Below are 25,390 nucleotides of genomic sequence, written 5' to 3'. Positions count from 1 at the left end.
CCCCTTGATTATTTTTCGATGCAAAAATCCGCTACGGCCCGCTTCCCGCGAGCCACGATCGCCGCCGATGGTGCGACGACCCCCTGATGTTCCGTCGACTCCCCGGCTAAAAACGGGTGCACGGCGACGCTGACCGGCGCAACGGCATGGTCAGCCAACCACCTGCCATAGCCTTGCACCACGAATCCCTGGCTACGTTGTCGGTAGGCAACGCGTTCTGCCTGATAGACTTTTCTCAGTCCGTACCACGGCAAACCGGGTAAGTCATGATGCACTAAATGATAGTTCAAATTGAGGAACAGCAGCCGCCACGGCCAGCCGGCCTCGTTGATAACCGAACGGGCCAGCACGGCTCTCTCTGCACGATGTTCATAAAACGAACGAATTTTGGTGATGGCTAACGCCGGATAACTGACCGCCAGAAGATAAAACAGCGGCGATACACCCTGCCGCTGCAGCCAGCCCAGCAGGCATGTCAGCAGCGCACCGTGGATCAACCACATCATCAGCGCACGACCATCGCCAGCCGCTACGCTTTTCAGCGCGCCAAACGCCGTGCTGCCAATATCCCATAGCGGGCCAAGAAAAATTCGCCCGGGCAAGGTGTTACGAATTGTTACCAACCAGACGACGGCAGCGGGCAAGCGTTGCCATTGCGCGGCCGTAAAGTAGTAGCTTTCCGGATCGTGCCGCGGATCGGTCAGGTGAGAATTGCGGTGGTGCTGCAAATGCGTATCGCGATACAAACCATAGGGATACCACACCGCCAACGGCGCCAGGCCAAACAGCTGATTGAGTCGTGGCCAACGCGTCGGGTGACCATGGATCAGTTCATGCTGCAACGACATATAGCCGGTGGTGAGCAAAATCAGCAACGGTGTCCCCAGCCAGGGGCCGAGGGTTTGCCAACACAGCACCACGCCGAACCAGCCACCATACACCAGCGCCATCACCCACCAGGTCGGCAGTTCCAGCCGCCATAGCCACTGTCGCTTCAGTTGCTGGATCCAGGCCCGCTGCGCGGGGTGAAGGTAGTGGCTCTGACGTGGTGGCGTTGACATCGGTTAGCGGCTCGCTGGCGATAATTTGCCACAGTATCCGCGAGCCGGATCGGCGCGCAAAATAAGCAAAATGGCAAAGCTTAGTGAAAACCTGCCCGTTGTTCGAAAACTATACTGAAGAGATACGCCGCCAACGACGAGGAGATCCCATGAGCGCAAAACGCCGTGCCGCGGTGGTTGATGCCGCCGGCACCCCGTTGGTGATGCGGCCGCTGCGCCTGCGGCCGCCCCGGGTCGATGAGCTGCGGGTGCGCCTGGTGGCCTGTGGTATCTGCCACACCGACCTCGATATGTGCGCCAGCGCCGCCGCCGGTTCGATACTCGGCCACGAGGGGGCTGGCATCGTCGAGCAAACCGGCAGCGCGGTACGCGCCGTGCAGCCCGGCGATGCGGTGCTGCTTTCCTATCAGTCCTGTGGTCGCTGCGCCTCCTGCCGGCAGCAACGCCCTGCGCACTGCGACAATTTTTGGCAGTTGAACTTCGACTTTCAGCGGCTCGACGGCAGCAGCGGCTATCTTGCCCCGCTGCACGGCCATTTTTTTGGTCAGTCCTCTTTTGCCAGCCATGCGCTGGTCAGCGAACGCAATGTGGTACGCGTTGCCAATACCCTGCCGCTGGCGACGCTGGCGCCGCTCGGCTGCGGGCTGCAAACCGGCGCCGGTACGGTACTCAACTCACTTAACCTGCAGCGCGGCGAGCGCCTGCTGGTGCTGGGCGTCGGCACCGTTGGTCTGGCGGCGGTGATGGCGGCCAGACTGCGGCGAGCGACGTCGATCGTCGCGCTCGATAGCCAGGCGCGACGCCTGCAGCTGGCAAGCGAACTGGGAGCAACCCAAACGCTGCAGACGGCGCAACGGTTGCAACAGTTGGCGCCGTTGGATTACGTCATCGACACCACTGGCAACGCGGCGCTGGAAAAACAGGCGTTGGATCGGTTACGCCCCGGGGGCACGCTGGTGCGCCTGACCGGCGGCGGCGCGATGAAACTTTCTCATCATCGGCAGATTATCAGCGTTATTCAGGGGGACGCCGTCCCGCAGCGTTTCATTCCCTATCTGATCGCGCAGTGGCAGGCCGGGCATTTTCCCTTCGATCGCTTGATTGATTTCTATCCCTTTGAGGCGATTAATCAGGCGCTGGCCGCGGCGCGGTCCGGTGAGAGCATCAAGGCGGTGCTACGCTTTGCCTGAATGCAAAAAACCACACTCTTAACCCGTGTTTAACATGATGATTTTTCAACATCTTCTGGTTGTATGCTTATAACCAGAAAGAATTGGTTGAACGCCGAGCCGCGCCGTTATGCTCGGATTTTTGCCTATAAAAGTAGAATCATTATGTCGACAACCATTGTGGCGCCTGACGCCACTGTTTCAACCGGGAACCCACAGGTCAGCAGCAACGAGGTGATAGCGATCCGCAGCGCCGCCGACGTCGCCCGACTGGTCAACGGCGGCGCCGCCAAGCGTAACGACGCGCGCATTGTCGTCGCCATCGCACTGGGCGGAGTGTTCCTTGATGCCTACGATCTCGGTGCGCTGGCATTTGGCATCAAGGACGTGGCGCGCGAGTTCAATCTGTCGCCAACCGGCACCGGGCTGGTGGCCTCGGCCATCACCTTCGGCGCCATTATCGGCGCATTTATCGGCGGTTACCTGACCGATAAAATCGGCCGTTATCGGGTGTTTATGGCCGATATGTTTTTCTTTGTGGTGGCCGCGCTGGCCTGCGCGTTTGCCCCCAACGAATGGGTATTGGGCGGCGCACGGTTTGTCATGGGGCTGGGGGTCGGCATCGACCTGCCGGTAGCAATGGCGTTTCTCGCGGAATTTTCACGCCTTTCCGGCCGTGGCAACAAGGCTGCGCGCATTGCCATGTGGTGCCCTACCTGGTACGCGGCGATCAGCGTTTCCTATCTGCTGGTACTGCTGCTTTACGCCGTACTACCAGAAAGCCACACCGACTGGCTGTGGCGGCTGATTCTCGGCTTTGGCGCGGTGCCGGCACTGCTGATTATCGCCATTCGCAGCCGCTATATGAGCGAATCCCCGGTCTGGGCGGCCAATCAGGGCGATTTGCCGGGCGCGGCGGCCATTTTACGCCGCTCGTACAACGTCAACGTGGTGGTGGCCGATGATGCCGAAACAGGCCGACCGTCGCAGACGCGACAAGCGTCGTGGCGCAACTACGGCACCCTGCTGCAAGGCGTATATTTGCGGCGGACGATACTGGCGACCATCATCGCTATTGCCTCTTCCTTCGCCTATAACGCAGTGGCGTTTGGACTGCCGGTGATCCTGTCGACCTTCCTGGCGCAGTCCATGCTGAGCACCATTCTGGTGTCGCTGGCGCTTAACCTGCTGTTCGCCTTTGTCGGCGGCCTGCTGGCGGTACGGCTGGTGCCAACCTTCGGCGCCTGGAAGATGACGGTGCTCGGTTACGCCTGCCAACTGGCGGCACTGCTCGGGCTGGCGCTGATTGGTCTGCCGGACAATGGCGGACAGGCGGCATTTTCCATCGCCATGCTGGCGCTGTTCCTGCTCGGGCAGGGTTTTGGCCCCGGATCGCATAGCATGACGTTTGCCTCCTTGAGCTATCCAACGTCATTGCGCGGCGTCGGCGTCGGCTTTAACCAAACCCTGATGCGTTCCAGCTCCACCCTGTCGCTGTTCCTGTTTCCGGTGCTGTCGGCAGCGCTCGGCACCGGCGTGTTCTGGGTGATTGCGCTAGCACCGTTAGCCGGCTTGATGGCCCTGCTGGCGATCCGCTGGGAACCGGCCGGTTATGACGTCGACGCCGAGGACTTCCAGCAGGGCTGACCGTAGCCTGCGAGCATTCTCCCCCCTCGTTCCCCGGCGCCGCGCACCTGATATCGCTGCGCGCAGCGCCGGGCAATGATTAGCCTGGATAGGCCTGTTCACCGTCGGCGTAAGCCTGCAAGCGCTCACGCCACCACTTCACCGCCAGCCCGGTGGCACTTTCACGCCAGCCGAAATAAGCCGCATCACTGCAATATTCCCCTTCAACGCTCTTCGCCACCAGCTCGCCGCGCGCCAGATAAGGTTGTGCCAAATAGCGCGGCAGATAGCCGCAACCGAGCCCGGCAAGCTGTGCGGCCAGCTTGGCGTCGAAATTAAACACCGTCAAAGCGTCTTGCTCATCCAGAATATGCAGGTTTTGCGGCGTATTGATTCGTGAGGTGTCACGCACCACCACCGCGCGATGCTGGCGCACCGTGTCTTTGGCCAACGGTTCAGGCAGCGCCGCCAACGGGTGCTGCGGCGCTACGGCAAACACGTATTCCAGCCTGCCCAACGGCTTGAAGGCAAAGCCGGCGCGTGACGGCGGTTCGCAGATGGCGCCGATGATAATGTCGGCGCAGCCGTAAATCAGCGACTCCCAGGAGCCGGCCAACACTTCATGGCTAAAGCGCAAACGCGTATGGTGATGCTGGCTGTAAAACCTGTCGATCAGCGGCAGCAGACGCTCAAAGGGAAACGAAGCATCGATACCAAGAGTGATTTCACTTTCCCAGCCGCTTTCGACATAGCGCGCCTGTTGTTCCAGATCCTGCGCCGCCCGCAGCAGTAAACGGCCTTTTTCCAGCATCAGCTTACCGGTATCGGTAAATTTGGCGCGGTGACCGGAGCGATCCAGAATCGTCACGTCGAGATCGCTTTCCAATTTCTGCACCATGTAGCTAAGCGCCGACGGCGTTTTATACAGCCGGGCCGCCGCCGCGGCGAACGAACCGTAACGGTCAAGCGCATCAAGAATTAGCAACGCATCCAGATTTAATCTCACACTGTTCCCCTGTGTATAAAAAAACTTAACAAGACCACAAAAATTCTACGCTATCTTTGAAATCACCACCTGCCTACCATGCATTCCATTGCAGCAATGCTGAAAGTTCGTTCAACCGACGTACCATCAGGAAGGTAAAACATGTCCAAGTTTCAATTGCTTGACCCAACCAATTCCGCATTGATTTTTATCGACCATCAACCGCAAATGGCTTTTGGCGTTGCCAATATCGATCGCCAGCAGTTGAAAAACAACGTGGTGGCGCTGGCAAAGGCCGGTAAAATCTTCAATGTGCCAACCCTGTTCACCTCAGTTGAAACCGAAAGCTTCAGTGGTTATATCTGGCCGGAATTATTGGCGGTTCACCCGCAGGTGAAACCCATTGAACGTACCTCAATGAACTCATGGGAAGACGCGGCATTCGTGCGCGCCGTCGAAGCCACCGGCCGCAAAAAACTGGTCATTTCGGCGCTCTGGACCGAAGTCTGTCTGACCTTCCCGGCATTGATGGCTCTGGAAGCCGGCTATGAGGTGTATGTGGTAACCGATACCTCGGGCGGCACCTCGGTGGATGCGCATGAACGTTCGATCGATCGCATGGTACAGGCTGGCGCCATCCCGGTGACCTGGCAACAGGTGCTGCTCGAGTACCAACGCGACTGGGCGCGCAAGGAAACCTATGACGCGGTCATGGAGCTGGTTCGTGAACACAGCGGCGCCTACGGCATGGGCGTTGACTATGCTTACACCATGGTGCACCACGCGCCGGCGCGCGAACTCAAATAATATGCCCCTCCCCGGCCTGCCAGCCGGGGAGACGGCTTCAGGAGCGCGCGTTTATGTCACACCCCCAACATGTCACCCTGGTGATCACCCATCGTCTGGCGCCAGGCCAGCAACAGGCCTATGAGGCCTGGCTCAAGCGCATCATGCCGGACGCCGCCGAATACGACGGACATCTTGGCGTTAACGTGATTCGCCCATCCAGCACTGAGCAGGCCTATACCATCCTGGTGCGTTTCGACAATATCGACAACCTTTACCGTTGGCTGCATTCGCCCAAGCGCAATCAATATATTGCCGAGGTATCGTCGCTGCTGCAGGAACAGGATCATATTGAAATCCGCCCCGGCGCGGAATTCTGGTTCACGCCGGCCAATGCGCAGGTACGCCCGCCCGCCAAGTGGAAACAGTTCCTGATCACCCTGCTGGTGATCTTCCCGTCGACCAATCTGGTGCCGTGGTTTTGGAGCTCGCTGCTGCCGAATCTGCAAGGGACGCTCGGCGGCCACCTGCTCAACGACGCCAGCGTGGTGGCATTAGTGGTGTTCCTGTGGATGCCGATCGTGACGCGCGTCTTTCATCAATGGCTGACCCGTCATTGAGACGGCGTCGGGAGAAAAGTATGAGTAATATCGCCTCATTGATTATCACCAATGGCAAGTTTCATACCGTCGATCGTGACAACCCTAGCGCACAGGCGGTCGCCATCAAGGACGGCAAGTTCCTGGCGGTCGGCAGCCAAAGCGAGGTGATGCGCCACGCCGGTCCACAAACGCAGGTCATCGACTTGCAGGGCCATACCGCCATTCCCGGCCTGAACGATTCCCACCTGCACCTGATTCGCGGTGGGCTTAACTACAACCTGGAACTGCGCTGGGAAGGCGTGCCTTCGCTGGCCGACGCCCTACGCATGCTGAAGGAACAGGCGTTACGCACGCCAAGCCCGCAATGGGTGCGGGTGGTCGGCGGCTGGAGCGAATTCCAGTTTGCCGAACGCCGCATGCCGACGCTGGAGGAAATCAACCAGGCCGCGCCGGATACGCCAGTATTCATCCTGCACCTGTACGATCGCGCTCTGCTCAACCGGGCAGCCCTGAAGGTGGTTGGCTATACCAAAGACACGCCAAACCCGCCGGGCGGTGAAATTCAGCGCGATCGCAACGGCAATCCGACCGGCATGCTGATAGCAAAGCCCAACGCCATGATCCTGTATGCCACGCTGGCAAAAGGGCCGAAACTGCCGTTGGAGCAGCAGGTGAACTCAACCCGTCAGTTTATGCGCGAACTGAACCGCCTCGGTTTGACCAGCGCCATCGACGCCGGCGGTGGCTTCCAGAACTACCCCGACGATTATCAGGTGATTGCCGAACTGCATGAAAAACAGCAGTTGACCATCCGCATCGCCTACAACCTGTTTACCCAACGACCAAAACAGGAGCTGGAGGATTTTCAGCAGTGGACCGATATGCTCAAGCCGGGCCAGGGCACGGATTTTTATCGCCATAACGGTGCCGGCGAAATGCTGGTGTTTTCCGCCGCCGATTTCGAAGACTTTTTGCAGCCACGTCCGGATCTGCCGGCAGGCACCGAGGATGAGCTGGAGCGCGTAGTACGCCATCTGGTCGAACACCGCTGGCCGTTCCGCCTGCATGCCACCTACGACGAATCCATCAGCCGCATGCTCAACGTGTTTGAAAAGGTGAACCGTGAAATCCCGTTTAACGGGCTGCACTGGATTTTTGATCATGCCGAGACCATTTCCGAACGCAATATCGAACGGGTCAAAGCGTTGGGCGGCGGCATTGCGGTACAGCATCGCATGGCCTTCCAGGGGGAGTATTTTGCCGAACGCTACGGCCAGGAAGCCACCCGTCACACCCCGCCGGTGGCGAAAATGCTGGCAGCGGAACTGCCGGTCGGACTGGGTACCGACGCCACCCGCGTTGCCAGCTACAACCCGTGGACCGCGCTGTACTGGCTGGTTTCCGGCCGTACCGTCGGCGGCATGGCGATGTACCACGACGATGCACGGCTGGATCGCGACACTGCGTTGATGCTGTGGACTCAGGGCAGCGCCTGGTTTTCAACCGAACAGGGCAAGAAAGGACAAATTAAGGTCGGGCAACTGGCGGATCTGGCGGTGCTGTCGCAGGACTATTTCAGCGTGCCGGAACAGCAGATCAAGGACATTGAATCGCTGATGACGGTGGTCGACGGCAAGGTGGTGTATGCCGCCGGCAGCTTCTCGCCGTTGGCACCGCCGCCGTTACCGGTGCTGCCGGAATGGTCGCCGGTCAGCCAGGTTCCGGGACATTACCGAGCCGCACCAGTTGCTGCAACGGTCGGCACCGGCGTGCTGAGTCAGGCACATCAATGCTGTGGCCCGTGCGGCGTACACGCACACCAGCATGACCTTGCTCGCCGCTCCAGCATCCCGGTGGCCGATGAACATGCGTTCTGGGGCGCCTTTGGCTGTTCCTGCTTTGCGTTCTAAGCACTGAAGCGGCTAATTGCACGGGCTGCCAGCGTCATACTCTGGCAGCCTGTCAGCTTACTCACCGCCTAACTTGCCAATTCGATAACTCAATAACTTGATAACTTATTAACTAATTAACTAATTAAGCCAGCAGCGTCGCACCTCGCCAAGCCGCCATCGCCACTTGCCAGCCTATTAACTTAACAGGTTAATCATTTATTATTGACCTCCAGCCAGCGACGCTGCTGCGCCGACGCGGCAATAGCGTCCAGCACGCAAGAAACTTTCCAGCCTTCTTCAAAATCCGGCCACAGGCGATCGCCGGCGGCGATGCCGTTTACCAGATCGCGCACTTCCACGGTTTTTTGATCGTTGAAACCGATGCCATGCCCGGCGCTGATACAGAATGCGGCATAGTCCGGGTGCTTTGGCCCCACCAGCAGCGTCTTGAACCCTTGCCGTTCGGCGGGTTCATCGTGGCGGTATATCTTCAGTTCCGCCATCCGCTCCTGGGTATAGCTGAGCGTCCCCTTGGTGCCGGTAACCACATAGGTCAGTCCCATCTTGCGGCCGCAGGCAATGCGCGAAGTTTCAATGGTCCCCATGGCGCCACTGGCAAAACGAACCAGTGCGCTGGCCTGATCCTCGTTTTCCACCTCGCACAACCGGGTCGGATGCTGCGGGTCAGGCCGCTGTTTGATCAGGGTTTGCATGTCGCCAGAGACCGCCACGATGTCACCCACCAGATAATGCGCCATATTGACGATATGAGCCGCCAAATCGCCCAATGCCCCAAGGCCGGCGCTGGCCTTGCGGCAATGCCAGTCAATCGGCGTGCGCGGATCGGCCAGATAGTCTTCATTATGGGTGCCGTAAAAATGCACCACCTCGCCGATTTCACCGTTGGCGATAATTTCACGCGCCAGCTGGCTGGTCGGGTTCTTCATATAGTTGAACCCCACCAGCGTCTTAACGCCCCGTTCGCGCGCCGCCTGCACCATAATCGCCGCATCATCGGCATCCAGCGCCAGCGGTTTTTCCGAATAGACATGCTTGCCATGACGAATCGCTTCCAGCGCCATTTCCTTGTGCAGGAAATTGGGCGCACAGATATCCACCACGTCAATGGCAGGATCGGCCACCAACTGCCGCCAATCGCCGGTAGAACGTGCAAAACCAAACTCCACGGCGCGCTGGCTGGCCAGTTCCGGCGTGACTTCCGCCAGCATTTCCAACACCAACTCACCTTTCAGTGGAAAAACCGTGCTTGCCTGTGCATAAGCAATGGCATGGCAGCGGCCGATATAACCGGTGCCAATTAATCCGACGCGAACCTGCTTCATCGTTGTTTCCTCAGCGTTGGGCCAGCCTGTCGCCAGTCGGCCATTAAATGGAACATTTAATTTATTAAAGATTTATATGGAATTAATAATCCAACATCAAGTTAAATGGAAAACAAACGTTGCTATTCGTGATAGCGTTCATGATTCGCCGATTATCAGAAGGAAATTGGATTTTTAGCAGGGTATTGCATCTATCCAAGATGAAACGCAATTGAATATAATGAATTGGAAATTTCATTTTGTGCCGTCATCATGGCCATCTCTGGCGTGCTGAAGGGGATGACAGGTGTGTTGCCTGCGCGATTTTGCTAGCATAATGTCGCGCGTGCAGCGGCCATGCCCTGCACTTCCGCCCTCGCGATTAGAGACGTTAACCATGTCAGCCAAAATACTCATCAGCGCCTGCCTGGCAGGTTTTAAAGTACGTTATAACGGTTCTGACAAGCCGATGGTCGATGCTACGCTGGCTCGCTGGCAGCAGGAAGGCCGTCTGGTGGTATGTTGCCCGGAACTGGCCGCCGGCTTTGCCACACCGCGCCCGCCGGCGGAAATCAGCCCGACGGCCGACGGCGAAGCGGTGCTCGCACAACGGGCACAGGTGATCGAAGCCACCGGCAACGACGTCACGGCGCAATATCTGCTTGGCGCACATCTGGCGCTGGAAACGGCCCGTCGACAAGGCTGTCGTTTCGCGCTGCTCACCGACGGCAGCCCGTCCTGCGGCAGCCAGTTGATTTATGACGGCGCCTTCGCCGGGCGCAGCAAGCCCGGCAACGGCGTCACCAGCGCATTGCTGCGTCAACACGGTATTGAGGTGTTCTCGCACCGTCAGATAGCGGCGCTGATCCGGCGCGTCGAACAGCATGAACGGGCTCAGCGCCCGGCAAGATAACTCGACAGCCGCTGGCGCAGGTGGGGGATCCCTTGCGGATGGTGCACGAATTGCTCAACCGCCATCATCTGCCAGTATTGACCTTCCTCACCAAATTGCACTGCGGCAATTTGCTGTGCCGTGATGGTGCCGACCATAAACCAGGTGGCGGGAGAGCCGGCTTGAATGCCGTGATAACGGCGCTGCCACAGCACTTGCTGTGGCGGTAACAGCAGCCCGAACTCTTCCAGCGTTTCTCGCTGTACGCACTGCAACGGCGTTTCGTTGCCTTCGCGTCCACCACCGGGAAGATCCCACAGGCCAGGCCAGGGGATGTCTGAGCGCTCATCGCGTAAATAAACCAGTAGCCGATCCTGATGCAGCAAGGCAATTTTTGCCCCACCGAAACTCTGCGCTTGCATGCCTGCTCCCCCTGACGCCCCGCGCCGTCGATGATAGTCAGCCGCTAGAAATAAACCTCGATGGCATTTCAAGCCATACAGCCCTGATGCAAGCCGAATAATTTAGGGTATAGTAAAAAACGGTTTTTCTACAGGCGAACAGGATCGATGAACTCTCCTTTTTTAGTGACTCCTCAATGGCTTGAACAACACCTTAACGACAGCGATCTGCGGGTGGTCGACGTGCGCATGTCGCCAGTCGGGCTGGTGCCGAAAAAAGACATGCGGGCAGAATTTGCCGCCGGCCACATCCCGGGCGCAGTGTATTTCGACATCGACGCGGTCGCCGACACCGCCACTACCCTGCCGCATATGCTGCCTGATGCCGAGACCTTTGCCGCCGCCGCCGGTCAATTGGGCATCAGCGAAAACAGCACCATTGTGTTTTACGACCAGGGCAATCAGTTTTCCGCACCGCGCGGCTGGTGGACCTTTCGCAGCTTCGGCGCGAAACAGGTTTATGTGCTGGACGAGGGGCTGGACGGCTGGCAAGCGCGCGGCAACGCGTTGGCAACCGGTGATGGCGCTCGCGCGCCGACCCAGTTCAACGCCCGCTTCAACGCCGATGCGCGGGTAAATCTGCGTCAGGTTGAACAGGCGCTGGGCGGCTCGACGCAAATACTCGACGCCCGCGCCGCGCCGCGTTTTTATGGCGACGCGCCGGAACCACGCCCGGGCCTGCACCGTGGCCACATTCCCGGCAGCATCAATATTCCCTATCCGGAGCTGCTGGAAAATGGCCGTTTCAAGTCGTTGGAGGCGATGAGACAACTGTTTAGCGATAAGGGGGTCGATCTCAACGGCCCGATTATCACCAGCTGTGGCTCCGGGGTTACCGCTGCGGTGCTGGCGTTTGCGCTGCTTTCACTGCAAGCGCCGCAGGTACGGCTGTACGACGGCTCCTGGACCGAGTGGGGAGCGCTGGACGGCAACCAGCCGATAGCCACCCGCTAAAGCGCCAGCCGTTCAACCACGATCTGCGCCAGACGCTGCACCGCGGCATCTGGCTGATCCTCGGCGCGATGCAGCACCACGCCCAACGGGCTGAGCGCCGGCAACTGCCCGGCAGGCAACGGCGTCACGCCTGCCGGCATGCCGGCCTCGGTACGCACCGTGACTCCCAAGCCAGCGCTGACGGCTGCCCATATGCCATTCAAACTGCGGCTGGTGAAGGCAATACGCCAGGGGATGCCAGCACGATCCAACGCCTGCGTCGCCGCGCTGCGCATCAGGCAGGGTGCATCAAACACCACCAGCGGCAACGGCTGCCCACTGGCTTGCCATGGCGCCACGGCAAACTCCGGCGGCGCTATCCAACGCATCATGCGTTGCCCCAGCGCCTGCTGAAAGGGGGTACTGACGCCGCTATCCCAGGCCAGCGACAAATCAAGCTGCCCGTTGATCACCCAATCAAGCAATTCGGCGTTGCGGGCAATGCGCGCTTCAATGCGCACCCGTGGATGCGCCCGGGCAAAACTGCCAAGCACCTGCGGCAAGAAGGTTTCGCCAAAATCCTCCTGTAACCCGAGCCGTACCGTGCCGTGCAGATCCCAGCCGCGCACCGCGCAGGCGGCTTCATCGTTCAACTCCAGCAGCCGACGGGCATAGCCGAGCAGCATTTCTCCCGCTTCGGTCATCACCATGCCACGCCCGGATTTGCGCAAAATCGGCGCCCCCACCTGCTGCTCCAGTTTTTTCAGATGCGCGCTGACGGCGGAAGTCGAACGCCCCAGGCGTTGCGCCGCCCTGGCAAAGCTGCCCAACTCAATGCCGGTGACGAAGCTGCGCAAGTCGTCGAGATCAAAGGTGATACGCCCCATGCTGACTATCCTGATTTTATGGACTATTAGTCAAAATAATGTCGATTTTAATCACAAACATCGCGTGTCAGGCTGGAGCTGTCAACGACTTTCAGGAGAATCATCATGCTTGCCATGCAATACCGCTTTACCCTGCCGGCCGACTATCCGATGGAGATTATCCGCCAACGCATCGCTACCGCCGGCCCGCTGCTCGACAACTGTCCACAGCTGATGATCAAAGCCTATCTTTATGCGCTAAAGGGGGAGCACGGCGCGGAAAACCGCTATGCGCCGTTTTATCTGTGGAACAGCAGTCAGGGCATGAGCGCGTTTTTGCTCGGCCAGGGTTTTGTCGGCTTGACCCAGTCGTTCGGCTGGCCGCAGGTCGACCATTGGCTGCCCTGGCTGGCGCACATCGATCGCGCGCAGTTGACGCACGCGCGCTTTGCCAGCATTGAACGCCGGCCAATCGCTCCCTTCAGCGACCTGTCACGCTTGCGCAGCCGGCAACGCGCCGATCCTCAGGCCGTGGCCAGCATCAGCGCGTTCGACCCCGCCGCCTGGCAGTTGCTGCGCATGCGGCTGTGGCGAACGGCGCCGGCACGGTTGAGCGGTGCGGCCCAGTGGTATGCCGTCGGTCACGTCAGCGCCCCTTTTGACAGCTCCGCAGTAGCCAATCCTCTCTAGCCTCCACCGGGGGCTGGCGATCAAATCGCCACCAGTCCCCGTACGCCGTCCCGCTCCATCTCGCCGCCGCTACCGCGCTGTACAATCTGGCCGCGCGACATCACCAGATAGCGATCCGCCAGTTCGGCGGCGAAATCATAGAATTGTTCCACCAGTAAAATGGCCATGTCTCCCTGCGCCGCCAACTGTGTGATCACCGTGCCGATCTCTTTGATCACCGAAGGCTGGATACCTTCGGTCGGCTCATCAAGGATCAGCAGCCGTGGCCGACAGGCCAGTGCGCGGCCAATCGCCAACTGCTGTTGTTGCCCACCGGACAGATCGCCGCCACGCCGCTGCTTCATCTGTTCCAACACCGGGAACAGCTGGTAGATCTGCGTCGGTACCCGTTTCGCCGCGCCGCCGGAAAAGCGCGCCAACCCCATCAGCAGGTTTTCCTCTACCGTCAGGCGCGGGAATATCTCGCGCCCCTGCGGCACATAGGCGATGCCGGCCTGTACCCGCTGGTGCGGTTTACGGCTATTGATGGTCTTGCCCTGCCAGACAATGTCGCCGCTCTTCGCCGGCACCAGCCCCATCAGGCACTTCAACAGGGTCGTTTTTCCCACGCCGTTACGCCCCAGCAGGCAGGTGACTTCACCGATCGGCACCTCAAAAGACAGCCCGCGCAAAATATGACTGCCGCCGTAAAACTGATTCAGTTCGCTAACGTGCAACATGGCTATGTTCCCTCTTTGATTGGCTCAGCGCCCCAGATAGACCTCGATCACCTGCTCGTCAGCCTGTACCTGCGCCAGGGATCCCTCTGCCAGAACCTGCCCCTGATGCAGTACCGTCACGTGGTCGGCAATGCTTTCGACAAACCCCATGTCATGCTCCACCACCATCAGCGAATGGCTGCCGGCCAGCGATTTGAACAGTTCAGCGGTATATTCGGTTTCGGCATCGGTCATACCGGCAGCCGGTTCATCAAGCAGTAGCAGGTGCGGCTCCTGCACCAACAGCATGCCGATTTCCAGAAACTGTTTTTGCCCGTGCGACAGCAGCCCCGCCGGGCGGTGTCGTTCATGGCTCAGCCTGAGGGTTTTCAGCATCTGGTCAATGCGATCGCGCTGTTCGCCGTTCAGTTTGGCACGCAGGCAGGCCCACACCGATTTCGGGTTTTTCTGCGCGATCGCCAGGTTTTCAAACACCGTCAGCGCTTCGAATACCGTCGGCTTTTGAAACTTGCGGCCAATGCCGCTCTGCGCGATGCGGATCGGATCCATCGTCGTCAGATCGCGCGTTTGATCGTAAAACACCCGCCCGCTGTCCGGCCGCGTTTTGCCGGTGATCACGTCCATCAAGGTGGTTTTACCGGCGCCGTTAGGCCCGATCACACAGCGCAACTCGCCGACGCCGATCTGCAACGACAGATCGCGCAGCGCGTGAAATCCGTCGAAGCTGACGTTGATCTTGTCCAGCAGCAGGATCGGATCGGTCTGCGTGCGACGTTTGTCGGCCGGCAGTGGGTGGGTAAACAGTGGCTCGCTAATCTGCATCGAACTCATCAGGACTTCCTCCTGCGCAGCAAACCCATCACGCCGCGCGGTAGAAACAGCGTCACCAGGATAAACATCAGCCCGAGGAATAACTGCCAATATTCCGGTATCGCCATGGTGAACCAGCTTTTAGCGCCGTTGACGATACCCGCGCCGAGCAGCGGCCCCACCAACGTGCCACGCCCGCCGAACGCCACCCAGATCGCCGCCTCGATCGAATTGGTCGGCGACATTTCGCTCGGGTTGATGATACCGACCTGTGGGACATACAGCGCGCCGGCCAGCCCACACAGCACCGCCGACAGCGTCCAGACGAACAGTTTGAATCCCTTTGGATCATAGCCGCAGAACATCAGGCGATTTTCTGCGTCGCGTACCGCCGTCAGCACGCGGCCGAATTTGCTGCGCGCCAGCGCAAAGCCTAACGCCAGACTGGCGACCAGCAGCAGTACCGTGGCCAAAAACAGCGCCACGCGCGTGCCGGTAGCGGTGATGGAGAAGCCGAGCAACGTGGTGAAACCGGTAAAACCGTTGTTGCCGCCAAAGCCGGTTTCATTACGAAAGAACAACAGCATGCCGGCATAGGTCAGCGCCTGGGTCATGATAGAGAAATAGACGCCCTTGATTTTGGAGCGGAAGGCAAAGTAACCAAACAGCCAGGCCAGCCCCCCCGGCACCAGTACGATCAGGCACAGCGCCCAGGCAAAGTATTGCGTACCGCTCCAGAACCACGGCAGTTCGCTCCACGACAGGAAGGACATAAACGCCGGCAGGCCGTCGCCGGCCGCCTGGCGCATCAGGTACATGCCCATGGCATAGCCACCGAGCGCAAAGAACAGCCCATGGCCAAGCGACAGCAGTCCGGCATAGCCCCACACCAGATCCAGCGCGACGGCCACCACCGCATAGCACAGGATTTTGCCCACCAGCGTCAGCGTATAGGTGGAGATCGCCAGCGGGTGTTCCGCCGGCAGTAGCGCCAGAAACGGCATGCTCATCAGCGCCAGCAACAGCAGTCCGCCGAGGCTCCAGGCGACGCGCGGCGCTTTTTGCAGTCCGGTCACGGTCAATGGTTGGCTCATCAGTCAATCACCCTGCCCTTAAAGGCAAACAGCCCTTGAGGACGCTTTTGAATAAACAGAACGATCAGCGCCAGGATCAGGATTTTGCCCAATACGGCGCCCAGTTGCGGCTCGAGGATTTTGTTGACAATACCGAGTCCCAGCGCGGCCACCACCGTGCCGGCCAATTGCCCAACGCCCCCCAGCACCACCACCAGAAATGAATCGATGATATATCCCTGCCCCAGTTCCGGCCCAACGTTACCGAGCTGCGACAGCGCCACGCCGCCCAACCCGGCGATGCCGGAACCGAGACCGAACGCCAGCATGTCAACACGCCCGGTCGGCACGCCGCAGCACGCGGCCATGGCGCGGTTTTGCGTTACCGCACGCACGTTCATGCCGAGCCGGGTTTTATTCAGCAACAGCCAGGTAAACACCAGCACCAGCGCCACAAACACCATTACCGCGATGCGGTTCCACGGCAGCACCAGGTTGGGCAACAGTGCGATCCCGCCGGACAGCCAGGCGGGGTTGGCCACCTCCACGTTCTGTGTGCCAAACAGCATCCGCACCAGTTGGATCAACATCAGGCTGATGCCCCAGGTCGCCAGCAACGTTTCCAGCGGCCGGCCATACAAGTGGCGAATCACCGTGCGCTCGAGCGCCATGCCAATCGCCGCGGTCACGGCAAACGCCACTGGCAGCGCCACCAGCGGATACAGCGCCAGCCACTGCGGTGCGAACTGCTGAAACAGCCCCTGAACCAGATAGGCGGCATAGGCGCCGAGCATCAGCATCTCGCCGTGAGCCATGTTGATTACCCCGAGTAAACCGTAGGTGATCGCCAGTCCGAGCGCCGCCAAAAGCAGGATCGATCCCAGCGACAGCCCGGCAAACGCCTGACCGATCAGATCGCCGATCATCAGTCGGTGCTTGATGCTGTCCAGACTCTGCTGCGCGGCGGCCCGCACCGCGGCATCCGGCTCGTTGGCCGCCTGTGTCAGCGTTTGCAGACGCGCCAGGGTTTGCGCATCGCTCGAACTGCCCAGCAACTTCACCGCGTTCAGCCGCACCTGCGGGCTGTCGGCAGCCAGTTGCAGGTTGGCCAGCGCCACGCTCAACGCCAGGTGAACCTCCGCGTTCTGCTCCACCGCCAGCCGTCGGCTTAGCAACGGCAACTGGTCGCTTTGTGCCTCGCGTTGCAGCGCGGTGGCCGCCTGCAATCGCAGTTGTGCATCGTCACTGACCAGGCGGTGCGCCGACAGGGCATTGGCGATCAGGATGCGCAGCCGGTTATTCAGCCACACTTTTTTCACCGTCCCCTGCGCTGCGGCATCCCCCTCCAGCGGCAGCAGTTTATCGCCCTGCTGGACGAACGCCTGCCCGGCGCCGTCAATCACCACCTTTTCCTGCTTCAGCGCCTGTAACAATGGCAGCCGCGCAGCGTCCGGCTCGGCGGCCCACGCCTGCAGCAATCGCGCCTGCTGAGCGCGGCTGGCGGCGGCAAAATCACTGGCCGGTCCGGCCTGTGCCCAGAGCGGCAGGCAACACAGCAGCCATAACCACAGCCGCAGTCTGGATAAGCTCAATAATGGCATTGGCTGTCTCTCCGTTGCGCCGGGCGTACCCGGCCTTGGCTTTGCCTGGTCGGCAAACGGCGCGGCACGCCGCGCCACTGCCGACCAATGGCATTACTTACCGCCCTTCACCGGGCTGTCTGGCTTTTTGTCGTTGCCGGCAATAAACGGGCTCCACGGTTGCGCACGCACCGGCTGGTCGGTCTGCCACACCACGTTGAACTGCCCGTTGTCTTCGATTTCACCGATCATTACCGGTTTGTGCAGATGGTGATTGGTGCTGTCCATGGTCAGGGTAAAGCCCGACGGCGCGGCAAAGCTTTGCCCGGCCATCGCGGCGCGCACTTTATCCACGTCGGTGGTGCCGGCTTTTTCCACCGCCTGCGCCCACATATGGATGCCGACGTAGGTCGCTTCCATCGGATCGTTGGTTACGGCACTGGCGTAATTTGGCAGGTTATGCGCTTTGGCATAGGCGCGCCATTCGGCGACGAACTTGCGGTTGACCGGGTTATCCACCGACTGGAAGTAGTTCCACGCGGCCAGATTGCCCACCAGCGGCTTGGCGTCGATGCCACGCAGCTCCTCCTCGCCGACCGAGAAGGCGATCACCGGTACCTCGGTGGCTTTCAGTCCCTGATTGGCCAGTTCTTTATAGAACGGCACGTTGGAATCGCCGTTGATGGTGGAGATCACCGCAGTTTTGCCACCGGCGGAGAACTTCTTGATGTTGGCGACGATGGTTTGGTAATCGCTATAGCCGAATGGCGTATACACTTCCTCGATATCTTTATCCTGTACCCCCTTCGAATGCAGGAAGGCGCGCAGGATCTTGTTAGTGGTGCGCGGGTAGACATAGTCGGTACCCAGCAGGAAGAAGCGCCTGGCGCTGCCGCCGTCTTCGCTCATCAGGTACTCCACCGCCGGGATCGCCTGCTGGTTTGGCGCCGCGCCGGTATAAAACACGTTGGGTGACATTTCTTCGCCTTCATACTGCACCGGGTAGAACAGCAGGCCGTTCAGCTCTTCAAACACCGGCAGCACCGATTTGCGCGACACCGAGGTCCAGCAGCCAAACACCACCGCCGCTTTATCCTGCGTCAGTAACTGGCGCGCCTTTTCGGCGAACAGCGGCCAGTTGGAGGCCGGATCGACCACCACTGGTTCAAGCTTTTTGCCCAATACGCCCCCCTTGGCGTTGATATCCGCAATGGTCATCAACGCCACGTCTTTCAATGGCGTTTCAGAAATGGCCATGGTGCCGGACAGCGAGTGCAGGATACCGACCTTGATGGTGTCGGCGGCCTGTACGCTCCAGGCGATACCCATGCCGATCACGCTGGCGGACAGAGCGAAAGCCTTGATAAAATGACGACGTTGCATAGTGCGACTCCTGGTGAAATGAGATGAATGCCTGCCCTGTCAACGCCGCGCCTGATGCAGCATATGCAGGGTTATTTTTCGTACTTCGGCCTTGCTGACGGCAATGTGATTAGCGAGCAGCGTTTGTGCCTCCTCAGTGCGGTGTTGCAAAATCGCCTGCAAAATCGCGGCGTGTTCGTTATAGGTCGCCTCGATACGCGGCCCCTGGGTAAAGTCCAGCCGACGAATGATGCGAATCTTCTCGGTGACGTCACGATGAATGCGCGCCATTTCCCCGTTACCGGCGGCAGCGACCAGCGTCAGGTGAAATTGCTCATCGTGCAGCGCCACGGTTTTGCCCTCTTCCAGCCGCGGGTCATGCAGCCAGAACGCCGCCAGTTCCGTCAGCGTCGGCGGCGTTTCCCCCACTGACCGGGCACACAGGCGCTTCACCGCTTCCCGCTCCAGCACGATGCGCAGGTCGTACAGCTCCTCGAAATAGGCAAAATCGAACGGGCGCACCTGCCAGCCGCTGCGAAAATGCACGTCGACATAGCCCTCCCGTTCCAGCCAGAACAGCGCCTGGCGTACCGGCGTACGGCTGACGTCCATACGTGCGGCGACGTCGCTTTCGCTGAAGCGGTCGCCCGGCAGCAGCCGAAACTCAAAGATGTCGTCCTTGAGCTGCAAATAGATGCGCTCCGCCAGCCCCTCCGGCCGTGTCTTGTTGTGGTGATTGGCGATTTGCATACGCTTCCTCTCTGTCCCGTGGGTATTCGCCCGGCTCCGCAAAGCCTGTGCGCGTCGCTCAGCTGGCGTGTTCCAGCCACAGCAACGCATCGCCCGGGCCTACCGGCCTACCGGGCTGGCAACTGATGCGCTTGACCACGCCGGCGCGCGGCGCGGTGACCGCCAGTTCCATTTTCATCGCTTCCACCACAATCAGCGGTTGGCCCGCTTCGACCGACTGGCCCGGTTCGACCAGGATTTTCCACACGTTGCCATTCAAATCGGCGCTGACCAGATAGCCGTCGATCTGGCTATCGTCCTCCACCGGCGGCAAGAGTTGCGCTTCCGGCTCGGCATCTTCAGCCTGCCAGCGCGCCACTTCGCTGCGAAATGCCTGCTGCTGACGCTGCTGGAACTCGGCGATCTGCCCGGCGTTATCCACCAGGAAACGGTTGTATTCGGCGAAGTCGAACTCACCGGGTTCAATGCGGATTTGCATGCGCCCCTCACGGAACGCCTCGCGCTGCTGTTCCAACTCCTGTTCGCTGACCGGATAAAAGCGCACCTGGTCGAAGAAGCGCAGCAGCCACGGCTGCCCGGCGGAGAACTGCGGGTTTTTCAGGTACTTGTTCCAGATCGGCAGCGTGCGCCCGACCAATTGATAGCCCCCCGGCGAATCCATGCCGTAAATGCACATATACATACCGCCGATGCCTACCGTCCCTTCGGCGGTATGGGTTCGCGCCGGGCTGTATTTCGAACTCAGCAGGCGATGACGTGGATCGACAGGCACCGCGCAAGGCGCGCCGAGATAGACGTCGCCAAGCCCGAGGATCAGGTAACTGGCGTCGAAGATGATGTCACGCACCCGTTCACGCTGGCTCAGCCCATTAATCCGCTGAATGAAATCGACGTTGTTGGGCAGCCATGGTGCGCTGGAGCGCACGGTTTGCTGATAGCGATCCACCGCCCCCAGCGTGGCGGAATCCTCAAACGCCATCGGTAAATACACGATGCGCGTCGGCACCTTCAGGTTGCTGACGTCAGCCAACGCCAGTTCGCGCGTCAGCAGGCGCGCCACCAGATCGCGCTGACCGATAACCCGACTGTCGTAGCGAACCTGCAGCGAGCGAACCCCCGGCGCCAGCTCTTCCACACCAGCGATCGGCTGCTGCTCCAGCGATTGCATCAGCAGATGAATACGCAGCCGCGATGCCAGATCCAGCACGTTGTCGCCGTACTCCATCAGCAGGTAGCCGTCCCCCGCCTGGCGATACACCACCGCCGGTCGCCCCTGCTCTGCGGGCAGCGCGGCAACGATGGTCGCCGACGCCGTATCGCCCGGCGTCAACGCCGGAGCCGGTAGAGTAATGGCCTTGATCGCCGCCAGCGCTTCAATGCTGCCGAGCTGCGCCTGCTCCAGCGACTGCGCCTGCTTGAAGCCAATCGGATGGAAACGGATGCGATCGCCCGGTTTCACCTGACCGACTTTCCACAGTTCGGCCTTGGCAATGGTTACCGGGCAGACGAAACCACCGAGGCTCGGCCCGTCGCGAGTGAGGATCACCGGGAAGTCACCGGTGAAGTTGATGGCGCCGATGGCGTATTCACAATCATGCACGTTGGAAGGATGCAGCCCCGCTTCGCCGCCGTCCTGCCGTGCCCAGTCGGGTTTTGGCCCGGATAGCCGCACGCCAAGACGGTTGGAGTTGTAATGCACCTGCCATTCGCTGGCAAAAAAGGTTTCAATCGATTGTGGGGTGAAGAAATCCGGCGCGCCGTGCGGCCCATACAGCACGCCAATATTCCAGACCTCGCCATACTGCGGGATCAGGCTGTCGTCCATCGCCTGCGGCGCGGCGATCGGTGCCGGCGTGCTGCTGGCAGACAGCTCTGGCTGGGCGATGGCCAGCATGTCGGCAACCCGCAGAATGCGGCCGGCATGGCCGCCAAACTGGCCGAGTGCGAAGGTGGAACGGCTGCCGAGATACATCGGCACGTCAAAGCCGTTGCGCACTGCCAGATAGGTTCGACAGCCGTGGCGCGCCCGGCCGAGCGTCAGTCGCTGCCCGGCACGCACCGCGATCGGTTGCCAATAGGTCAATGGTTCGCCGTCCAGCTCTGCCGGGCAGTCGGCGCCGGTCAGGGCAATGGTGGCCGCGCAGTGAAAACGCAGCGTCGGGCCTTGCAGGGTGAACTCCAGCCCGGCGGCACTCGGATGGTTGCCGACGATGCGGTTGGCCAGACGGAAAGCAAAATCATCCATCGGCCCGGACGGCGGCACGCCGATATCCCAATACCCCAGCCGGCCGGGATAGTCCTGTACACTGCTGTAAGTGCCGGGTTGCAGCACTTCAATGCAGTGCGCCTGGTAACTGAAGTCGTCGAGCATCCTCGTCCAGACGTCGCCGTGACGGAACGCCTCGGTCGCCACGATCTGGCGCAGGTAATCCAGATTGGTGGCAATGCCGTGCAGTTGCGTGGCGCCCAGCGCCTGCTGCATTTTCGCCAGCGCCTGCGCCCGATCGTCGCCATACACGATCAGCTTGGCGATCATCGGATCGTAAAACGCCGATACTTCGCTGCCGGTACTGACCCAGCCGTCAACCCGCACGTCAGGCGGGAAACTGACCTCGGTCAGTACGCCGGGGCTTGGCTGGAAGTTTTTCAGCGGGTCTTCGGCATAAATGCGCACCTCGATCGCCGCGCCCTGCGGAGCGCGTTGCAACGCCGCCCAGTCCAAATCGTCACCCGCCGCCACCTGTAGCATACATTCGATCAGATCCAGGCCGGTTACCGCTTCGGTCACCGGGTGCTCAACCTGTAGTCGGGTGTTCACCTCCAGAAAGTAAAACTCGTCGCGCTCGCCGTCATAGATAAACTCCACCGTGCCAGCGCTGCGATAGTTGACCGATTCACCCAGTGCAATCGCCGCGCGATGCAGCGCCTGCCGGGTCGCCTCGGGCAGATTTGGCGCCGGCGTTTCTTCCACCACTTTCTGGTTGCGCCGCTGCAATGAGCAGTCTCGTTCACCAAGCGCCAGCACGCGCCCCTGACCATCGCCAAAGATTTGCACTTCCACGTGGCGCGCCCGTTCGACGCAACGTTCAACAAACGCACCGGCGTCGCGGAAGAACTGTTGTCCCATACGCTTCACACCGTCGTAGGCTTCCCGCAGCGCGGCCTGATCATCGCAGCGCGACAGGCCAATACCGCCACCGCCGGCGGTACTTTTCAGCATCACCGGGTAACCGATGTGTGCCGCCGCTTCAACCGCTGCCTCTACGCTATCCAGCAGACCGGTGCCCGGCGTCATCGGCACCCCGGCGAGCGCCGCCAGTTCACGGGCGCGGTGCTTGAGGCCAAATTCGCGGATCTGCCGGGCTGTCGGGCCAATAAACGCGATGCCGGCCGCCTCGCAGGCCTCGGCAAATTCGGCGCTTTCCGACAGGAATCCGTAACCGGGATAAATCGCCTGCGCGCCGCTCTGCGCCGCCGCAGCCAGGATCTTGTCAATGCACAGGTAACTGTCTGCGGCCTTTTCGCCACCCAGCGCTACCGCGCAATCGGCGTCGGTGACGTGTGGTGCATGGCGATCGGCAGCGGAATACACTGCGACGCTGGCGATCCCCAGACGTTTCAGGGTACGGATCGCGCGGCAGGCAATTTCGCCACGGTTGGCAATCAATACGGTGGTAAACATTATGAAATCCTTATGTATCCAGAACGTTTCCGGCCCCGATCGCCGTCGACAAACGGGGAGCATCCGGCCATCAGCGATGTCAGCAACCGGGAGCGTCGCTTGCACCCACGTCATCGCGGCTCGCCAGTTGGCGGGTGTAATTTCTCCAGCCACCGAAGTCGGTAATATCCACGGCGGCGGTCAACGCAGCCGGCTCGCAGATAAACCCCTTCACCCGGCGACCATCCGCCAGCAGCAGCGTACCGATACCCAACGGCGCCGGGATCTCGGCCAAAAACTCGCCAACGCGCGCCAGCGGGATATCCCACAGTTCAACGTCGATCGCCGCGCCGCTCTGCGCCTTCACCAGCCCCGGTTTGGGTGGCTGGGTGTCAGCCAGCGCATACAGCCGGTAGCACGGCGCGGTGGTGGTTTGCTCCACCCACACCGCCTGGCGCCGGGTTAATTGGCCGTTGAGCGGCATACCGCTAAGGTGAGCGCCCACTACGGCCAGCCGCAGATGCTGTGGGGAAGGCGCCAGCGCCGGCTGCGGCGACATGCCGCGAGCGGTAGCCCCCAACGGCCAGTCTTGACCTTGCTGCCAGCGCTGGCCAAACGCCGCCAGCGCCCGATCGTGCCAGGCCGGTGCGATCAGCGTGATACCCGCCGGCAGACCGTCGGCGCGCATCGGCGCCGGCAGCGCCAACGCGCAAAGGTCAGCCAGATTGGTGAAATTGGTATAGGTGCCAAACTGTGAATTAAACAGCACCGGTTCCTGCGCCATTTCCGCCAGAGTGCGGATGGTCGGTGAGGTTGGCACCACCAGCGCATCAAACTGCGCCAGTTGCCGGTTAATCTGGCGCGCCAGTTCGGCACGCAGGTATTCCGCCTTGTAGGCGTCGCAGGCGCTGTATTGCTGGCCGTTACCGAGGATGCCGCGCACCACCGGATCGATGGCGTCGGGGTGGCTGCTGAGCAGGCCTTCCACCGCCACGGTGCGTTCTGCCACCCACGGGCCGTAGTAGAGCTGCTCCGCCAGCACGCGAAACGGCGTAAAATCCAGTGGTTCTAGCCGCACGCCGGCGGCCTGTAATTGGTCCAGCGCCGCCTGGAATGCCCGTTCGGCCTGTTTGTCGCCAAAGAACTCCAGCGTTTGCGGCACGGCAAAGCGCGGCGCGTGTGGCAAGTCCGCCGGGGCAGTGGCCGGATTGGCGCGAGAATAGGCGTCGTCGGCGTGATAACCGCCGGCCAGCTCGGCGACCAGCGCCGCATCGGCCACCGTCAGCGCAAAAACCGATACGCAGTCATTGAGTCGACACGCCGGCACCACGCCACGATTCGACAGCCAGCCTTTGGTCGGCTTCAGCCCGACGATGTTATTGAAGCCGGCCGGTACACGTCCGGAACCGGCGGTATCGGTGCCCAGCGAAAAAGGCGTCAGCCCACGCGCCACCACCGACGCCGAACCTGAGCTGGATCCGCCGCTGACGTACAGCGGGTTAATGCTGTTGACCACCGCACCGTGCGGGGAGCGAGTACCTACCAATCCGGTAGCGAACTGGTCAAGGTTGGTCTTGCCGATAACGATGGCACCGGCGGCACGCAGCCTGGCAACCACTTCTGCATCCGCCTTGGCCTGATAGGCGAACGCCGGGCAGGCAGCCGACGTTGGCCAGCCGCCCACGTCGATATTGTCTTTCACCGCGAACGGTATGCCAAACAGCGGCAAGCGGCTGAGATCCCCCGCCACCGCCTCCAGCCGTTGTGCCAATTGGCGATACTGCGCCTGGCGGCGCTCGGCGTCAGCCAGACAGATCCAGGCGTTGTCTTGCGCGTCGAGGCCGTGCAACAGCGCATCGATGGTCAGGCGCACGCAGGCGATACGTTCGGCGCTCGGCTGGGTCTGGTAGTAATGCTGCCATTCGCTGAGGGTAAAACCGTGTTGCTTTACTGGCTGGGTCATCGGCTGAATTCCATCTAGTACACAAGATTGAATTCAGCTGAGCAACCCGCGTGCCAGTTTTTCATCCACATGATTTTAAATGATTAAATAAAAATTCATTACGAAACGGACAAAAAGCATGCACCAGCGGCGCGCAGGGGGCGAACAAAAAAGGTGCAAAAAAAAAGCACCTCGAGAGAGGTGCTGG

At 60.6% G+C, this 25,390-nt stretch carries 21 protein-coding genes; 8 read left to right on the top strand and 13 right to left on the bottom strand.

What is annotated here, in order from left to right; all coding sequences use genetic code 11:
* Window positions 1-8 precede the first annotated feature (8 nt).
* The gene (locus AC2AXP_RS02570) at window positions 9-1,061 is read right to left on the bottom strand and encodes a fatty acid desaturase (RefSeq protein ID WP_484381402.1); all 1,053 of its coding nucleotides are present in this window, start codon (window positions 1,059-1,061) and stop codon (window positions 9-11) included.
* A gap of 149 nt (window positions 1,062-1,210) precedes the next feature.
* Between AC2AXP_RS02570 and AC2AXP_RS02565 the strand changes: the two genes are divergently transcribed.
* Both AC2AXP_RS02565 and AC2AXP_RS02560 read left to right on the top strand, forming a co-directional pair.
* Window positions 1,211-2,251, top strand: a complete 1,041-nt coding sequence (locus AC2AXP_RS02565) for an NAD(P)-dependent alcohol dehydrogenase (RefSeq protein WP_198772824.1) — start codon at window positions 1,211-1,213, stop codon at window positions 2,249-2,251.
* A gap of 144 nt (window positions 2,252-2,395) precedes the next feature.
* Entirely contained in the window at window positions 2,396-3,877 is a 1,482-nt protein-coding gene (locus AC2AXP_RS02560; RefSeq protein ID WP_273867064.1) for an MFS transporter, read from the top strand.
* Window positions 3,878-3,956: 79 nt separating this feature from the next.
* On the opposite strand, the gene AC2AXP_RS02555 is transcribed toward AC2AXP_RS02560, so the two are convergent.
* Window positions 3,957-4,862 (bottom strand): LysR family transcriptional regulator, encoded by a 906-nt coding sequence (locus tag AC2AXP_RS02555; RefSeq protein ID WP_004965525.1) that lies wholly within the window; start codon window positions 4,860-4,862, stop codon window positions 3,957-3,959.
* 141 nt (window positions 4,863-5,003) lie between these two features.
* Here AC2AXP_RS02555 and AC2AXP_RS02550 point away from each other — a divergent pair, with 141 nt between their 5' ends.
* From AC2AXP_RS02550 to AC2AXP_RS02540, 3 genes are read left to right on the top strand one after another with little or no spacing between them, the layout of a single operon-like run.
* Entirely contained in the window at window positions 5,004-5,648 is a 645-nt protein-coding gene (locus tag AC2AXP_RS02550) for a hydrolase (protein WP_004965527.1), read from the top strand.
* 53 nt (window positions 5,649-5,701) lie between these two features.
* The gene (locus AC2AXP_RS02545) at window positions 5,702-6,247 is read left to right on the top strand and encodes an antibiotic biosynthesis monooxygenase (RefSeq protein ID WP_004965529.1); all 546 of its coding nucleotides are present in this window, start codon (window positions 5,702-5,704) and stop codon (window positions 6,245-6,247) included.
* A 20-nt stretch (window positions 6,248-6,267) separates the two neighbouring features.
* The gene (locus tag AC2AXP_RS02540) at window positions 6,268-8,139 is read left to right on the top strand and encodes an amidohydrolase (protein WP_004965531.1); all 1,872 of its coding nucleotides are present in this window, start codon (window positions 6,268-6,270) and stop codon (window positions 8,137-8,139) included.
* Between the two features lie 194 nt (window positions 8,140-8,333).
* Here AC2AXP_RS02540 and AC2AXP_RS02535 read toward each other — a convergent pair whose 3' ends face one another.
* Window positions 8,334-9,464 carry a Gfo/Idh/MocA family protein gene (locus AC2AXP_RS02535; RefSeq protein WP_004965532.1) on the bottom strand — a complete coding sequence of 377 codons (1,131 nt, stop codon included), beginning with the start codon at window positions 9,462-9,464 and terminating at the stop codon, window positions 8,334-8,336.
* A gap of 376 nt (window positions 9,465-9,840) precedes the next feature.
* On the opposite strand from AC2AXP_RS02535, the gene AC2AXP_RS02530 reads away from it, so the two are divergent.
* Entirely contained in the window at window positions 9,841-10,356 is a 516-nt protein-coding gene (locus AC2AXP_RS02530; protein ID WP_449145076.1) for a 2-thiouracil desulfurase family protein, read from the top strand.
* Here AC2AXP_RS02530 and AC2AXP_RS02525 read toward each other — a convergent pair.
* On the bottom strand, window positions 10,338-10,757 hold the full coding sequence (locus tag AC2AXP_RS02525) for an NUDIX hydrolase (RefSeq protein ID WP_004965535.1): 420 nt from the start codon (window positions 10,755-10,757) through the stop codon (window positions 10,338-10,340). The genes AC2AXP_RS02530 and AC2AXP_RS02525 overlap by 19 nt on opposite strands.
* A 147-nt stretch (window positions 10,758-10,904) precedes the next feature.
* Between AC2AXP_RS02525 and sseA the strand changes: the two genes are divergently transcribed.
* A complete protein-coding gene (sseA, locus tag AC2AXP_RS02520; protein WP_004965537.1) occupies window positions 10,905-11,750 on the top strand; it encodes a 3-mercaptopyruvate sulfurtransferase in 846 nt (281 codons plus the stop codon).
* Here sseA and AC2AXP_RS02515 read toward each other — a convergent pair.
* A complete protein-coding gene (locus AC2AXP_RS02515) occupies window positions 11,747-12,616 on the bottom strand; it encodes a LysR substrate-binding domain-containing protein (protein WP_198772828.1) in 870 nt (289 codons plus the stop codon). The genes sseA and AC2AXP_RS02515 overlap by 4 nt on opposite strands.
* A gap of 105 nt (window positions 12,617-12,721) precedes the next feature.
* On the opposite strand from AC2AXP_RS02515, the gene AC2AXP_RS02510 reads away from it, so the two are divergent.
* The gene (locus tag AC2AXP_RS02510) at window positions 12,722-13,285 is read left to right on the top strand and encodes a DUF4865 family protein (protein WP_004965540.1); all 564 of its coding nucleotides are present in this window, start codon (window positions 12,722-12,724) and stop codon (window positions 13,283-13,285) included.
* A gap of 20 nt (window positions 13,286-13,305) precedes the next feature.
* Here the strand turns inward: AC2AXP_RS02510 and urtE are convergent, their stop codons facing one another.
* The 8 genes from urtE to atzF all read right to left on the bottom strand — a co-directional run bounded on the left by urtE (window position 13,306) and on the right by atzF (window position 25,203).
* Window positions 13,306-14,004, bottom strand: a complete 699-nt coding sequence (gene urtE, locus AC2AXP_RS02505; protein ID WP_004965542.1) for an urea ABC transporter ATP-binding subunit UrtE — start codon at window positions 14,002-14,004, stop codon at window positions 13,306-13,308.
* A gap of 24 nt (window positions 14,005-14,028) precedes the next feature.
* Window positions 14,029-14,826 (bottom strand): urea ABC transporter ATP-binding protein UrtD, encoded by a 798-nt coding sequence (urtD, locus tag AC2AXP_RS02500; protein WP_371901655.1) that lies wholly within the window; start codon window positions 14,824-14,826, stop codon window positions 14,029-14,031.
* Between the two features lie 8 nt (window positions 14,827-14,834).
* Window positions 14,835-15,908: an urea ABC transporter permease subunit UrtC gene (urtC, locus tag AC2AXP_RS02495; RefSeq protein WP_004965547.1), complete on the bottom strand. Its 1,074-nt coding sequence runs from the start codon at window positions 15,906-15,908 to the stop codon at window positions 14,835-14,837.
* On the bottom strand, window positions 15,908-17,488 hold the full coding sequence (gene urtB, locus AC2AXP_RS02490; protein ID WP_198772829.1) for an urea ABC transporter permease subunit UrtB: 1,581 nt from the start codon (window positions 17,486-17,488) through the stop codon (window positions 15,908-15,910). Before urtB ends, urtC begins: the two co-directional genes overlap by 1 nt.
* Before the next feature lie 93 nt (window positions 17,489-17,581).
* Window positions 17,582-18,850 carry an urea ABC transporter substrate-binding protein gene (urtA, locus tag AC2AXP_RS02485; RefSeq protein WP_004965553.1) on the bottom strand — a complete coding sequence of 423 codons (1,269 nt, stop codon included), beginning with the start codon at window positions 18,848-18,850 and terminating at the stop codon, window positions 17,582-17,584.
* A gap of 39 nt (window positions 18,851-18,889) precedes the next feature.
* Window positions 18,890-19,579 (bottom strand): GntR family transcriptional regulator, encoded by a 690-nt coding sequence (locus AC2AXP_RS02480; RefSeq protein WP_004965556.1) that lies wholly within the window; start codon window positions 19,577-19,579, stop codon window positions 18,890-18,892.
* A 58-nt stretch (window positions 19,580-19,637) separates the two neighbouring features.
* On the bottom strand, window positions 19,638-23,261 hold the full coding sequence (gene uca, locus AC2AXP_RS02475) for an urea carboxylase (RefSeq protein WP_430298955.1): 3,624 nt from the start codon (window positions 23,259-23,261) through the stop codon (window positions 19,638-19,640).
* Window positions 23,262-23,340: 79 nt separating this feature from the next.
* Entirely contained in the window at window positions 23,341-25,203 is a 1,863-nt protein-coding gene (gene atzF, locus AC2AXP_RS02470; RefSeq protein ID WP_004965560.1) for an allophanate hydrolase, read from the bottom strand.
* Between the last annotated feature and the right edge of the window lie 187 nt (window positions 25,204-25,390).

Source organism: Serratia sp. Sp408 (assembly GCF_057180665.1).
Note: the sequence above shows the minus strand (reverse complement) of the source record. Positions and strands in the feature narration are given on the sequence as shown.